Genomic DNA, 13,449 nt, shown 5'->3' on the forward strand with positions numbered 1-13,449 from the left:
TCATCGGCATCGCTCTGGGCTTCGTGGGGGGGCGCCTGCTGCGCCGCCACGAGCGGGTGGACATGCGCAAGAACCCCCCCCCCCCCGCGCGGGGGGGGCGCCCCCCCGGGGGGGCCCCCCCTTCTCGCGTCTCCTGCCGGCCGGGATCCCCGCCCGCGCGCCGAACGATCAGTAGGCGCTGTTGACGTTGTCCATCGAGCCGTACTTGTCGGCCGCGTAGTTGGCGGCGGCCGTGATGTTGGCGACCGGGTCGTAGATGTCCCACGACGTACCGGCCACGTGGTACGCGGCGAACGTCGGCGGGATGACCTGGAGCAGGCCCTTCGACGGGACACCGTTGATGGCGTTGATGTCCCAGCCGTTGATGGCCTTCGGGTTGCCGGTCGACTCGCGCATGATGTTGCGGTGCAGACCGTCGTAGGTGCCCGGAATGCCCTTGCTCTTCATGATGTCGAGCGCCTGGCGGATCCAGCCGTCGAGGTTGTTGGCGTAGACGGGCTTGCGCGCGGCGGAGCGGCTGGCAGCGGCGGCCTCGTCACGCTTCTTCGCCTCGTTGGCGGCCTTCGCCTTGGCGTCCGCCACGGCCTTGGCCTTCGCGGCGTCCTTGGCCTGCTTGTCCGCGGTGGCGTGCTGCTTGGAGACGCTTTCCGAGACCGTCTTGGTGCTGGCGACGGTCGCCGCGAAGGCGGCGGGCTCGGCAGCTACGGCGTTGCCCGACTGGCCCGTCCCCGGAAGAACCGTGAGAGCGAGAGCGGCGGCGCCAAGGGCGGCTACACCGGCAATCGAGATCTTGTGCGTCTTGTTCAGACGACTGTGACCAGGGTTGCTGGACTCGGGCATGGCGGTTGGACCTCTTCCGAATGGCGGGGGACGGCGCACCGAAGCGCCGCGGCGGTTGAGCCGCAGTGCTGTGCGACGGGAGCCATTGTTAGCGGCCGCAAAATCTGGTGGCAAAGGTGCTACATACGAAGCCAGGTAGTGGATCACGCCCGCGTGAAAGTCGCCTCGTACCCACGCAGACGCGGCTCACACCGCCTTTATCCGTCCACTAACCGGCTTCGTAAGTGATGTGCGTCCTATGCGCGGGCTCACATCGAGGGCGTAACAGTCTCACCGCACGTTGCTGGAGCAATGCACAGGGTGAGGGTTCTCCTCCGGGAGGATGAGGTGGACGTCGCCGAACTCGTGCCACAGGTAGAGCCGGCTCAACGCCTGGTCGTAGGCGGCGGCCAGCGCCGCCCGCCCCGCGATCGCCTCCAGCATCAGCAGGTGCGAGGCCTCCGGCTCGTGGAGGCCGGTCAGCAGGCCGTCCACCACCCGCACCCCGCGCTGCGGGGTCACCACGAGATCCGTCCAGCCCGCCGCCTCCCGCACCGTCCGGTCGGCCCCGGCCGCCGATTCCAGGGCCCGCACCGCCGTGGTCCCCACCGCCACGACCCTGCCGCCGCCGCTGCGTGCCGCGTTGACCAGCCGGGCCGTGGCCGCCGGCACCGCGAACCGCTCCGGATACGGCGGCTCGTGCGCCTCCGCCGATGCCACCCCCGTGTGCAGCGTGACCGGCGCGAACTGCACACCCCGCCGCACCAGCTCCGCGACCAGGTCCACCGTGAACGGCCGCGCCGCGCTCGGCATCTCCGCCGAGCCGAGCCCGTCGGGCGCGGGCAGCGCGAACACCGTCTGGTACGCGGCAAGCGGCTGGTCCCGCTCGGTGTAGGAGTACCGGATGGGCCGGCCGTGGCGGCGCATGAACCCCGGCACATCGGCCACCGACACCCGCGCCCACCACAGCCGGTCCGGGCTCAGCGGCGCGTCGAGCACGAGCCGCCGGGCGCCGGGCAGCGTCACGACCGTGCCCGCCCGGTCCCCCGGACGCCGCTCGGTGCTGCCCGATGCCGTCGGCGTACGCAGCTCCACCGCCCAGCGCCCATCGGGACCCGCGGTGGAGAAGTGCACCACCACCGGCCGCCCCCGCACCGTGGCGTCGACCGCCGCCGGCAGCGTCTGCGAGGTGTTGACGACCAGAACGTCACCGGCGCGCAGCTGCCCGGCCAGGTCACGGAAGGCGTGGTGGGTGACGTCCGTGCCGCGCGACACCATCAGACGTACGTCGTCCCGGCCCGTCCCGCGCACCTCGGCAGGCACCGATGCGAGCAGTTCGTCGGGCACCCGCACCGCTATCGGCGCCGTCATCGCGCCGCCCCCGCATCAGCCCCGGCCGAGGCCTGTGTCAGAGAGGGGGCGCTGTAGCGTCCGGCCGGCAGGCGCTCGTCGAGCAGGCGCAGGAACCCCGGGACCGCCTCCGAGGGCTCCGGCCGCCCCGAGTCGTCCCCCGGCACCGCCGCCGCGTACAGATCGGTACACATGTCGCCGGGGTCCACCGCCCACACCCGAAGGCCGGGCTCCTCCACGCCGAGCACCGCCGCAAGCCGGTCGAGCGCCGCCTTCGAAGCCCCGTATCCGCCCCACGTTTCGTACGCCTCGACCGCCGCGTCCGAACTGACCATGACCACCGAGCCCGCCGCCGACTCCCGCAACAGGGGCAGCGCCTCCTGTACGAGCCCGAGCGCCGCCACCACATTGGTCTCCAGCGCCGCCCGCAGCCCCGCGAGATCCAGCTCCGCGAGGCGGACAAGCGGCTCGGCGCCCAGCGCGGAGGCGTTGTTCACCAGCAGGTCGAGCCCGCCGAGCCCGCCCGCCGCAGCCACCAGGTCCGCCCGGTGCCCGGCATCGGTGACGTCCCCGGCCAGCGCCACGACCCGCGTGCCGTACGCATCGAGCCCGCGCGCCGCCTCCTGAAGTACGGGCCCCGTCCTGGCGTCCAGGACCAGGTCCCAGCCCCGCTGGGCCAGCGCCCCGGCGAGAGCCCGGCCGAGCCCCTTGGAAGCCCCCGTGATGATCGCAACCGGCATGATGTCCCACTCCCGTTTCCGTCGAGCTGTCCTTCGATGCGTTCACAGTGGCGCCGGGCGCGGCGGTGGCGCCTCGGACGCGGGGAGGGGACGGCGAGGCACTTCGGCCTAGGTCTCGCGACCCAGCAGGGGCCGTCCACAGACCGAGGCGCGCTGTCACACCCCGCCGGTACGGTGACCACATGAGCCGTCCCCGCCCCGCGCACCCCTCCGGACCAGGGCAGACCCCGTCGCCGAGCGCGGGTCTCGCCGCGGTGAGCACCGCCCTGCTCGCCATGAGCCGGCACCTGGAGGTCAGGGACGTCCTCAAGACGATCACCGCGTCGGCCCGCGAACTCCTCGACGCGCAGTACGCGGCGCTCGGCGTCCCCGACGACCACGGCGGCTTCGCCCAGTTCGTGGTCGACGGCGTCAGCGACGAGCAGTGGCGGGCGATCGGGCCGCTGCCGCGCCAGCACGGCATCCTCGCCGCGATGCTCCACGACGAGAAGGCCGAGCGCCTGGCCGACGTGCGCAAGGACCCCCGCTTCGAGGGCTGGCCGTCCGCCCACCCCGACATGTCCGACTTCCTCGGCATGCCGATCCGCGACGGCGACGAGACGCTGGGCGCCCTCTTCCTCGCCAACAAGCGCTGCTGCGCACCGGAGGGCGGCTGCGGCTTCACCGAGCGCGACGAGGAATTGCTGCGCCTGCTCGCCCAGCACGCCGCGATCGCCCTCACCAACGCCCGCCTGTACGAGCGCAGCCGCGAGCTGACCATCGCCGAGGAGCGCTCCCGGCTCGCCCATGAGCTGCACGACGCGGTCAGCCAGAAGCTCTTCTCGCTCCGCCTGACCGCCCAGGCGGCCGCCACCCTCGTCGACCGCGACCCGGCCCGCGCCAAGGGAGAGCTCCAGCAGGTCGCCTCCCTCGCCGCCGAGGCCGCCGACGAACTGCGCGCCGCCGTGGTCGAGTTGAGGCCTGCCGCCCTGGAGGAGGACGGCCTGGCGCACACCCTGCGCACCCAGATCCAGGTCCTGGACCGGGCCCACGCGGCCCGCGTCACCTTCGACAACCTGGGCGTGCGCGCCCTGCCGCCGGCCCAGGAGGAAGCCCTCCTGAGGGTCGCCCAGGAGGCTCTGCACAACGCGCTGCGCCACTCCGGTGCGGGCCGCGTCGACGTCGTGCTTGAGCGCAGGGGCCAGGGCGCCGTCCTGCGGATCACCGACAACGGCCGGGGCTTCGAGCCGAGCCTGGTCCGCCGCGCGGGGCGCCACCTCGGGCTGGTCTCGATGCGGCACCGGGCGAGCGGCGTCGGTGGCAGGCTCACCGTGCAATCGGCGCCCGGCGAGGGCGCCACGATCGAGATGGAGGTCCCCGGTGGCTGACCAGGTGATCAGGGTCCTGCTCGTGGACGACCACCAGGTGGTCCGCCGCGGTCTGCGCACGTTCCTCGAAGTGCAGGACGACATAGAAGTGGTGGGCGAGGCGTCCGACGGCGCCGAGGGCGTGGCCCGCGCCGAGGAGCTGAAGCCGGACGTCGTCCTGATGGACGTGAAGATGCCGGGCACGGACGGCATCGAGGCCCTGCGCAAGCTCCGCGAGCTCGCCAACCCCGCGCGGGTCCTCATCGTCACCAGCTTCACCGAACAGCGCACCGTGGTCCCCGCCCTGCGCGCCGGCGCCCGCGGCTATGTGTACAAGGACGTCGACCCCGACGCGCTGGCCGGAGCGATCCGCTCGGTGCACGCCGGGCACGTACTGCTTCAGGCGGAGGTCGCGGGCGCCCTGCTCAGCCAGGACGACGGACACGGCGGCACCGGGCGCGGCACGACGCTGACCGAACGGGAGAAGGAGGTCCTGGCGCTGATCGCCGACGGCCGCTCCAACCGGGAGATCGCCCGCCACCTCGTGCTGTCCGAGAAGACCGTCAAGACGCACGTCTCGAACATCCTGATGAAACTGGACCTGGCCGACCGCACCCAGGCCGCGCTGTGGGCCGTACGGCACGGGGTGAGCGGCTGACCCGGGGTACAGGGGGGCAAGGGGGCCGAGAGCGGACCGTCAGGTTCCGGTGCGAGATTCATACCGTCGTGTAAATGTCACCCACACGGCGCATCCCCCGGGGGTGCGGGGCGTTCTCCATGGCATGCCGCGGCGGTTGGTCGCGGCGACGACCAGGAGGAACCACACCATGAAGCTCAACAAGGCTCTCGCCGTCACCGTGCTCGCCGGCGGCGCCCTCGCCGCCGCGACCGGCGCCGCCTCCGCCCACGGCGGGGCCCAGGCCGACGGCAAGGCCGAGCGCTCCCCGGGCGTCGTCTCCGGCAACCTGGTCCAGGTGCCGGTGCATGTGCCGGTGAACGCCACGGGCAACACGGTCGACGTGATCGGCGTTCTCAACCCCGCCTTCGGAAACGGAACCTCCAACTTCTGACCGCCCCCGCCGTGCACCCCGACCCCGGGTTCGCCCGGGGCCGGAACACCCAACCCCCCCCGCCCGCCCCGGGCGGGGCCAGCTCTGCGCAGTTCCCCGCGCCCCTGGCGGTGCGGGCCCGCATACGCATCCTTGGCCCGGCGGGCTGCTAGGTGCCGGCCAGCACGGACATCCTCAGCCCGGCGGGCTGCCCGGTGCGGCCGTGCATCGGCATCTTCAGCCGGCCGGGCTGTCCGGTGCGGGCCTGCATGGGCATCTTCAGCCCGTCCGGCGTTTGAGGACGAGCGCCGTTCAGGCGCGTTCGGGGTCTGGGGCGGAGCCCCAGGGTCCCTCGGCTTTCGGATGCTGGCCGTGCGTGGCTGGTCGCGCAGTTCCCCGCGCCCCTGGCAGGGCTGGTGCCGACCCGCATGGACACCCTCGGCCCGGCGGGCTGCTCGGCGCGGACCCGCATGCGCATCCTCGGCCTGCCGGGCTGCTCGGCGCGGGCCCGCATGGACATCCTCGGCCCGGCGGGCTGCCCGGCGCGGGCCCGCATGGACATCCTCAGCCCGTCCGGCGCTTGAGGACGAGCTAGCTTCATGGCGCGAACGGGGTCTGGGCCAGAGGTCAGCCTCGCTTTCGCTCGCTCTCCTCCACATACGCGTTGTACGCCGCAACCCGCGCCCGCCGAGCCACCCGCTCCACCGGCCGCAGCGCCTCCCCTCGCGCCGTCATCTCCGAAGCGCTCACCGCGCCCCCGTGCCCACTCCCGTACGCGAGCGACACCAGGAGGCCCACCCGCCGGGCCAGCTCCAGTACCCGCACCGCGCGCGGCGGGTACCCCGGCGCCAGTACCTCCTCGTCGGGCCCCTCGGCCCGCGCCCGGTACGCGTCGATGGCCGCCGCGGCGGCCGGGCCCGACCCCGCGACGTCGAGCCGGGTCAGCGCGGCCGTCGCATCACGCAGCGCCTCCGCGAGCTCCCGCTCCGCCTCGCCGAGCGAGGGCACGTCCGCGGGCGGCGCCTCCCGTACCGCCAGGCAGTGCCAGACCACCTCCGCGTGCACGTCCCCCGCGGGCCCCGCCTCGTACAGCTCGGGCACGAGCCCGTACGGCGCCCCGAAGCCCACCACCGCCTCCTCGGCCACGAGGGCCCGCGCGTTGAACTCCGCGGGACCGCTGAGCCCGAGCGGATGCCCCGCCACCGGGAGCGCCACCCGCCAGCCGCGCACACCCAGGGCGCGCAGCCGGCCGAGCGCCAGCGTGAGTCCCACCGGCGTGGATTCCCCCGGCAGCCCTTCCACGCGATGCACCGCGTCGTCCCCGACGATCGCGAGCGCCGCGTCGTCCGGCGAGACATTTCCGGCCAACAGGGCATTACCCCATGCGGCCAGCCGACCTGAACGTGGTTCCGAGAACATCCCTCCACCCTAAGGAACCCCGCGGGCCCGCCCCAGGGCCCGTCCGGCAGATCCTGACCCGGAACACGCGCCCCTGCGCTCGAAGCCGGCGCCTCGAAGCAGGCGCACCTCGGCGGCGACCGGATCCGCCGGGCAGACCCTAGAGGCGGGATCACTTCGCCAGTGGCGTAGGTTTTCCCTGGGGACCGCGCCCACCGGCGCACCCCGCACCGCACTCGCGAACTCAAGACGATGGCATGGGGAGACAACGCGCTCATGAGCGATGTACTGGAGCTGGTGGACGTATCCGTGGTCCGCGACGGACGCGCTCTGGTGGACGACGTCTCCTGGTCGGTCAAGGAAGGCGAGCGCTGGGTCATCCTCGGCCCCAACGGCGCCGGCAAGACCACCCTCCTCAACATCGCCTCCAGCTACCTCTTCCCGAGCACCGGCACCGCCAAGATCCTCGGCGAACAGCTCGGCAAGGTCGACGTGTTCGAGATGCGCCCGCGCATCGGCATGGCGGGCGTCGCCATGGCTGACAAGCTCCCCAAGCGCCAGACCGTGCTCCAGACGGTGCTCACCGCCGCGTACGGCATGACGGCCACCTGGCAGGAGCAGTACGACGCCGTCGACGAGGACCGCGCCCGCGCCTTCCTCGACCGCCTCGGCATGACCGACTTCCTTGACCGCAAGTTCGGCACGCTCTCCGAGGGCGAGCGCAAGCGCACCCTGATCGCCCGCGCCATGATGACCGACCCCGAGCTCCTGCTCCTTGACGAGCCCGCCGCCGGTCTCGACCTCGGTGGCCGCGAGGACCTGGTCAGGCGCCTGGGCCGGCTCGCCCGCGACCCGTACGCACCCTCGATGATCATGGTGACGCACCACGTCGAGGAGATCGCCCCCGGTTTCACCCACGTCCTGATGATCCGCCAGGGCAAGGTGCTCGCCGCCGGCCCCATGGAGACCGAGCTCACCTCCCGCAACCTCTCCCTCTGCTTCGGTCTCCCGCTGCTCGTCGAGCACCGCGGCGACCGCTACACCGCGACGGGCCTCCCGCTCGGCTGACCTTCGCGCCCTGTCGGTGAGGGGGCGCACGCACCTACCATGACCTGGTGGACATCGAGGCATGGGTGTGGTGGCTGGTGGTCGCGGCGGGGCTCGGCATTCCCCTCGTCCTGACCACCATGCCCGAGTTCGGCATGCTGGCGGCCGGCGCGATCGCCGCCGCCATCGGCGCGAGTCTGGGTCTCGGCACCGTCGCGCAGGTGCTGCTCTTCGTGGTCGTCTCGGTCGCACTCATCGGCGTCGTACGCCCCATCGCCGCCCGCCACCGCACCCAACGCCCCCAACTCGCCACCGGTACCGATGCGTTGAAAGGCCGTCAGGCCATGGTCCTGGAACGGGTCGACGCCCAGGGCGGCCGGATCAAGCTCGCGGGCGAGGTCTGGTCGGCCCGCGCGCTGGACACGGAGCAGGTGTTCGAGCCCGGCCACCAGGTCGACGTCGTCGAGATCGACGGAGCCACTGCCATCGTCATGTGAACCATGCCAGGATCATCAAGTCCGGTGACCACCAACGTTTCCGGGGCCGTCCGCAGCAGGACGCAAGCAGGACGCAGCAAGACGCATGCAAGACGAGAGCAAGACGAGAGCAAGAAGGGCACGGGGGTAAGCGATGCAACCGATCATCATCGTCCTGGTCATTCTGGTGGTGCTGGTCTTCATCGCCCTGATCAAGACCATCCAGGTGATCCCGCAGGCCAGCGCCGCCATCGTGGAGCGCTTCGGCCGCTACACGCGGACGTTGAACGCGGGCCTGAACATCGTCGTCCCGTTCATCGACTCGATCCGCAACCGCATCGACCTGCGCGAGCAGGTCGTGCCCTTCCCGCCCCAGCCGGTGATCACCCAGGACAACCTGGTCGTCAACATCGACACCGTCATCTACTACCAGGTGACCGACGCCCGGGCCGCCACCTACGAAGTCGCCAGCTACATCCAGGCCATCGAACAGCTCACCGTCACCACCCTGCGCAACATCATCGGCGGCATGGACCTGGAGCGGACCCTGACCTCCCGCGAGGAGATCAACGCCGCCCTGCGCGGCGTCCTCGACGAGGCCACCGGCAAGTGGGGCATCCGCGTCAACCGCGTCGAGCTCAAGGCCATCGAGCCGCCCACCTCCATCCAGGACTCGATGGAGAAGCAGATGCGCGCCGACCGCGACAAGCGCGCCGCGATCCTCCAGGCCGAAGGTGTACGGCAGTCGGAGATCCTGCGCGCCGAGGGTGAGAAGCAGTCCGCGATCCTGCGCGCCGAAGGTGAGGCCAAGGCGGCCGCCCTGCGCGCCGAGGGCGAGGCCCAGGCCATCCGTACGGTCTTCGAGTCCATCCACGCGGGCGACCCCGACCAGAAGCTGCTCTCCTACCAGTACCTCCAGATGCTCCCGAAGATCGCCGAAGGCGACGCCAACAAGCTGTGGATCGTGCCCAGCGAGATCGGCGACGCACTCAAGGGCCTCTCGGGAGCCTTCGGCAACCTCGGCGGCGGCATGCCCGGGTTCAACACCGGCGGCTCCTCCGGCAAGGCTCCCGCCGAGCGCCGCGAGGAACCCCCCGTCGACTGACCGCAGTTGACTGCCCCGTACACCGTTCATGCATGATCAGTGCGGCCCCTCGACCTCCATGGCGGGGAGGCGACTCACTGAACGTGTAAGGAGATGGCCTTGTCCATCTGGGAAGCACTCGCGGTCTTCGCGGCCGGCATCGGCGCGGGCACCATCAACACGATCGTCGGATCAGGCACGCTGTTCACCTTCCCCGTGCTGCTGGCGACCGGACTCCCCCCGATCACGGCCAACGTGTCCAACGCACTCGGCCTCGTACCCGGCTCCATCAGCGGAGCCATCGGCTACCGCCACGAACTGCGCGGCCAGACCCGCCGCGTGCTCCGCCTCGGCGGCATCGCCCTCCTGGGCGGCCTGACCGGGGCGATCCTGCTGCTCGCGCTGCCGTCCTCGTCGTTCGACGCGATCGTGCCCGTCCTGGTCGGCGCGGCCCTCGTCCTCGTCCTGTTCCAGCCGCGCATCGCCGCCGTCATCAAGCGCCGCCGCGAGGCCCGCGGCACCGAGGCCCACCCCGAAGGTGGCATCGCCCTCCTCGCCGGCCTCTTCCTCGCCAGCATGTACGGCGGCTACTTCGGCGCCGCCCAGGGCGTCCTCTACCTCTCCCTGATGGGCCTGCTCCTGGCCGACGACCTCCAGCGCGTCAACGCCGTCAAGAACGTCCTCGGCGCCGTGGTCAACGGCATCGCCGCCGTCTTCTTCCTCTTCGTGGCCGAGTTCGACTGGACCGCCGTACTGCTCATCGCCGTCGGCTCGACCATAGGAGGCCAGCTGGGTGCCAAGATCGGCCGTCGCCTCAGGCCCGCGGTGCTGCGCGGGGTGATCATCGCCGTGGGCATCGTCGCGATCCTCCAACTGACCCTGAAATAACGGCCGTACGCGCCACACGAACAAGCCCGCCCTCGTCCCGAAGGCGGGCTCCTCACCGGCAGCCGATCCGTGTACTACGCGGCCGGCACGGCCCCCGAAGCGAGCCACGCGGGCAGCTCGGAGCGGTCACCGGCCGCCATCGCCAGCAGCATCGCGTCGGCGGGCGACGGAATGAAGGGCTGACGCAGCAGCGGCATCCCCGCCTCCTCCGGCGTACGGTCCGCCTTGCGGTGGTTGTCCTCGGCGCAGGACGCCACCGTGTTCAGCCAGCCGTCCCGGCCGCCCTGCGCCCGTGGCACCACGTGGTCCACCGTCGTGGCGCGCCGCCCGCAGTAGGCGCACCGGTGCTGGTCCCTGATCAGCACCCCCCGTCTCGACCACGGAGCCTGTCTTCGGAAGGGCACCCGTACGTATCTGCACAGCCGGATCACCCGCGGCACCGGCAGGTCGACGGCGGCCGCACGCACTCGCAGACCGGGATGGGACTGTTCGACGACGGCCTTGTCCTGAAGCACCAGCACCACGGCACGGTTGAGCGTCACCGTCGACAGCGGCTCGAAGCTCGCGTTCAGTACCAGCGTGTCCCTCATCGTGCCCACCTCCGTAGTGCCGGCCCACTCCCTGGCGGGCTTGGATCAACTCTGGCCGGGCTCGCCACGATGGACAACGCAATATTCCGTGCCGCCCGAGCGACCCTTCGGCCCCGGCAACAGAAAAATGCCCTGCCCTGATCTCTCCAAGACCAGGGCAGGGCAAACGGAAAACGAACGATCAGCTCTCGGCGGGTGCCGTGTACTCACCGATGAGCTGTGCCCGCCCGAGCGTGTGGAACCGCAGATTGAAGCCGACCGCGGCGGGCGAGGCCTCGGCGTCGGGACCCAGCTTCTCGGTGTCGACCGCGTACACCGTGAAGACGTACCGGTGCGTCTCCCCGGCGGGCGGCGCGGCGCCGCCGAAGTCCTTCGACCCGTAGTCGTTGCGCACCTGCACCGCGCCGGCCGGCAGCCCTTCGAACTTCCCGCTGCCCGCTCCCGCGGGCAGCTCGGTCACCGACGCCGGAATGTCGAACACCGACCAGTGCCAGAACCCGCTGCCCGTCGGCGCGTCGGGATCGAAGCACGTCACAGCGAAGCTCTTGGTCCCCGCCGGGAAACCCTCCCACCGCAGCTGCGGTGAGGTGTTCCCGGCCGCGTGGACCTGGGCGTCCTTGAGCACGGCACCCGGCTCGACGTCCTCGCTCACCACGGTGAACGACGGCACCTCGGGGTGGAAGTCGTGGGGAAGCGGCGGCCTCTTGAGCTCGCTCACGTCGGCACCTCCTGATTCGGCATCAACTGGATCAACTGGTGCAACAGAGCCTAGGGGGTCCGCGCGCCCGCCCCTAGAACCAGTTACGCCGCCCGCCGACCTCGGCAAGCCACTGATTGAGGTACGCCGCCCAGTCGGTTCCCTGGAAGTCGCGCAGGCCGACCTGGAACGAACGGTAGGAGTCACTGCCCTCGGTGAACAGGCCGGGCTTCTTGTCCATCTCCAGGATCACGTCCATCTCGCGGTCGTCCGCGACGAACGTCAGCTCCACCTGGTTCAGACCCCGGTACTGCGCCGGCGCGTGGAACTCGATCTCCTGGTAGAAGGGCAGCCGCTGTCGCGTCCCGCGGATGTGCCCCTTCTCCATGTCCGCGCTCTTGAAGCGGAACCCGAGCCGGATGAACGCGTCGAGGATGGCCTGCTGCGCGGGAAGCGGGTGCACGTGCACCTGGTCCAGGTCGCCCGAGTCGAGCGCGCGGGCGATCTCCAGCTCCGTCGTCACCCCGATGTGCATGCCCCGCAGCGGCTGCCCGTCGATCGTCGTGACCGGCGTCTCCCACGGAATCTCAAGCCCGAACGGCACCACGTGCACGGCGCCGGCCCGCACCTCGAAGGCCCCGCCGAGCCGCACCTTGGTGAACTCGATGTCCTGCTTGTGCTCGTGCTCGCCGCCCTCGACCTCGACGCGGGCCTGAAGCCCCACCGAAAGCCCCTCGATCCGCTGGTCGACCGAGCCGCCCTGGATCCGCACCTCGCCCTGGACCACCCCGCCCGGCACCACATTGGCCTCGGTGAGCTCGGTCTCCACCGACGCCCCGCCCGCCCCCAAGCTCGCCAGCAGCCGCTTGAACCCCATGCCAGTCCTTCCCATGAATGCGCTCGATCTCGACCCCTACGAACGTGGGATGACGCCCGCCGGTTCCCTCCGGTCGTCAAGTACGCTCGTACGGCATGATCACGGCCACCGAACGTACGCCACTGCCCCGGGACTTCTTCGACCGCCCTGTCCTGGAGGTCGCCCCCGATCTTCTGGGCCGCACACTGGTGCGTCTCACTCCGCACGGACCCCTTGAGGTCCGGCTCACGGAGGTCGAGGCCTACGACGGCCCGAACGACCCGGGCTCACACGCCTTCCGTGGCCGCACACCCCGCAACGACGTGATGTTCGGTCCGCCCGGACACGCGTACGTCTACTTCACGTACGGCATGTGGCACTGCCTCAACCTGGTGTGCGGCCCCGAAGGAGAGGCGAGCGGTGTTCTGCTCAGGGCCGGGGAGATCCGGGTGGGCTCCGACCTGGCCCGGCCCCGTCGACTCTCGGCCCGCCACGACAAGGAACTGGCCAAAGGCCCTGCCCGGCTGGCCACCGCCCTCGACGTGAACCGGCACCTGAACGGTACGGACGTCTGCGCCGGTCCCGAGTCACCTCTTTCGGTCCTTACGGGCACCCCGCCGCGACCCGACCAGGTACGCAGCGGTCCGCGCACCGGCGTGGGCGGCGACGGGGCCCCGCACCCGTGGCGTTTTTGGATCTCGGACGACCCGACGGTGAGCCCGTACCGCGCCCATCAGCCCCGCAAGCGCCGAACTTGACTCGGCCTCAAGGGGCGCCTAACGTAGCCCGAGCCGCTTGACACGGGCCCTGCTGTTCAGCAACCCCGAGCGGTCATCCACTCCCTTCGATCGAACCCCAACGGGTATGAATTTTGGCGTGCCGAAATTCGAACTCGAATGACTCGATTATGAAGAGCCGGGGAAACCCGCTAAAGTAGTGGACACGCCGAGAGGGAAACGCGAAAGCGAAGAACTCGAAGCGAACCCCAATTCGACGGGGAAGCGGACACGAAAAAGTCTGATAGAGTCGGAAACACGAAATACCGAAGGGAAGCGCCCGGAGGAAAGCCCGAGAGGGTGAGTACAAAGGAAGCGTCCGTTCCTTGAGAA

General features: G+C 70.9%; 16 protein-coding genes. 9 read left to right on the top strand and 7 right to left on the bottom strand.

The annotated features are described in order from the left end of the window. Positions 1–168: 168 nt before the first annotated feature. The 3 genes from ACGFW5_RS34900 to ACGFW5_RS34910 all read right to left on the bottom strand — a co-directional run bounded on the left by ACGFW5_RS34900 (position 169) and on the right by ACGFW5_RS34910 (position 2,909). Positions 169–840: a transglycosylase SLT domain-containing protein gene (locus ACGFW5_RS34900; protein WP_393838378.1), complete on the bottom strand. Its 672-nt coding sequence runs from the start codon at positions 838–840 to the stop codon at positions 169–171. 270 nt (positions 841–1,110) lie between these two features. After that, entirely contained in the window at positions 1,111–2,190 is a 1,080-nt protein-coding gene (locus ACGFW5_RS34905) for an S-adenosylmethionine:tRNA ribosyltransferase-isomerase (RefSeq protein WP_393838379.1), read from the bottom strand. Further along, positions 2,187–2,909: an SDR family NAD(P)-dependent oxidoreductase gene (locus ACGFW5_RS34910; RefSeq protein WP_393838380.1), complete on the bottom strand. Its 723-nt coding sequence runs from the start codon at positions 2,907–2,909 to the stop codon at positions 2,187–2,189. Before ACGFW5_RS34910 ends, ACGFW5_RS34905 begins: the two co-directional genes overlap by 4 nt. A gap of 182 nt (positions 2,910–3,091) precedes the next feature. Between ACGFW5_RS34910 and ACGFW5_RS34915 the strand changes: the two genes are divergently transcribed. The 4 genes from ACGFW5_RS34915 (at position 3,092) to ACGFW5_RS34930 (ending at position 5,888) form a co-directional block, all read left to right on the top strand. After that, positions 3,092–4,276 carry a GAF domain-containing sensor histidine kinase gene (locus ACGFW5_RS34915; RefSeq protein WP_393838381.1) on the top strand — a complete coding sequence of 395 codons (1,185 nt, stop codon included), beginning with the start codon at positions 3,092–3,094 and terminating at the stop codon, positions 4,274–4,276. Next, the gene (locus tag ACGFW5_RS34920; RefSeq protein WP_393838382.1) at positions 4,269–4,913 is read left to right on the top strand and encodes a response regulator; all 645 of its coding nucleotides are present in this window, start codon (positions 4,269–4,271) and stop codon (positions 4,911–4,913) included. The genes ACGFW5_RS34915 and ACGFW5_RS34920 overlap by 8 nt, the downstream gene beginning before the upstream one ends. A 169-nt stretch (positions 4,914–5,082) precedes the next feature. Beyond that, entirely contained in the window at positions 5,083–5,325 is a 243-nt protein-coding gene (locus ACGFW5_RS34925) for a chaplin (protein ID WP_393838383.1), read from the top strand. A 407-nt stretch (positions 5,326–5,732) separates the two neighbouring features. Next, entirely contained in the window at positions 5,733–5,888 is a 156-nt protein-coding gene (locus ACGFW5_RS34930) for a hypothetical protein (RefSeq protein ID WP_393838384.1), read from the top strand. Positions 5,889–5,931: 43 nt separating this feature from the next. Here the strand turns inward: ACGFW5_RS34930 and ACGFW5_RS34935 are convergent, their stop codons facing one another. Continuing rightward, positions 5,932–6,723, bottom strand: a complete 792-nt coding sequence (locus tag ACGFW5_RS34935) for a hypothetical protein (protein WP_393838385.1) — start codon at positions 6,721–6,723, stop codon at positions 5,932–5,934. Positions 6,724–6,978: 255 nt separating this feature from the next. Here ACGFW5_RS34935 and ACGFW5_RS34940 point away from each other — a divergent pair, with 255 nt between their 5' ends. The 4 genes from ACGFW5_RS34940 to ACGFW5_RS34955 all read left to right on the top strand — a co-directional run bounded on the left by ACGFW5_RS34940 (position 6,979) and on the right by ACGFW5_RS34955 (position 10,197). Further along, positions 6,979–7,770 (top strand): ABC transporter ATP-binding protein, encoded by a 792-nt coding sequence (locus ACGFW5_RS34940; protein WP_393838386.1) that lies wholly within the window; start codon positions 6,979–6,981, stop codon positions 7,768–7,770. Between the two features lie 47 nt (positions 7,771–7,817). Beyond that, on the top strand, positions 7,818–8,246 hold the full coding sequence (locus ACGFW5_RS34945; RefSeq protein WP_393838387.1) for an NfeD family protein: 429 nt from the start codon (positions 7,818–7,820) through the stop codon (positions 8,244–8,246). Between the two features lie 133 nt (positions 8,247–8,379). After that, positions 8,380–9,330: an SPFH domain-containing protein gene (locus tag ACGFW5_RS34950; RefSeq protein ID WP_393838388.1), complete on the top strand. Its 951-nt coding sequence runs from the start codon at positions 8,380–8,382 to the stop codon at positions 9,328–9,330. 93 nt (positions 9,331–9,423) lie between these two features. Continuing rightward, positions 9,424–10,197 carry a sulfite exporter TauE/SafE family protein gene (locus ACGFW5_RS34955; protein ID WP_393838389.1) on the top strand — a complete coding sequence of 258 codons (774 nt, stop codon included), beginning with the start codon at positions 9,424–9,426 and terminating at the stop codon, positions 10,195–10,197. Positions 10,198–10,271: 74 nt separating this feature from the next. Here ACGFW5_RS34955 and ACGFW5_RS34960 read toward each other — a convergent pair whose 3' ends face one another. From ACGFW5_RS34960 to ACGFW5_RS34970, 3 genes are all read right to left on the bottom strand, one after another. Beyond that, a complete protein-coding gene (locus ACGFW5_RS34960; protein ID WP_393838390.1) occupies positions 10,272–10,787 on the bottom strand; it encodes an HNH endonuclease in 516 nt (171 codons plus the stop codon). A 181-nt stretch (positions 10,788–10,968) separates the two neighbouring features. Continuing rightward, a complete protein-coding gene (locus tag ACGFW5_RS34965; protein WP_393838391.1) occupies positions 10,969–11,505 on the bottom strand; it encodes a YbhB/YbcL family Raf kinase inhibitor-like protein in 537 nt (178 codons plus the stop codon). A gap of 73 nt (positions 11,506–11,578) precedes the next feature. Continuing rightward, positions 11,579–12,361: a sporulation protein gene (locus ACGFW5_RS34970; RefSeq protein WP_393838392.1), complete on the bottom strand. Its 783-nt coding sequence runs from the start codon at positions 12,359–12,361 to the stop codon at positions 11,579–11,581. Between the two features lie 95 nt (positions 12,362–12,456). Between ACGFW5_RS34970 and ACGFW5_RS34975 the strand changes: the two genes are divergently transcribed. Beyond that, a complete protein-coding gene (locus ACGFW5_RS34975) occupies positions 12,457–13,098 on the top strand; it encodes a DNA-3-methyladenine glycosylase (RefSeq protein WP_393838393.1) in 642 nt (213 codons plus the stop codon). The last annotated feature ends 351 nt before the right edge of the window (positions 13,099–13,449 follow it).

Origin of the sequence: Streptomyces sp. NPDC048416 (genome assembly GCF_043200435.1) — a bacterium.
In the GTDB taxonomy this organism is placed as follows: domain Bacteria; phylum Actinomycetota; class Actinomycetes; order Streptomycetales; family Streptomycetaceae; genus Streptomyces.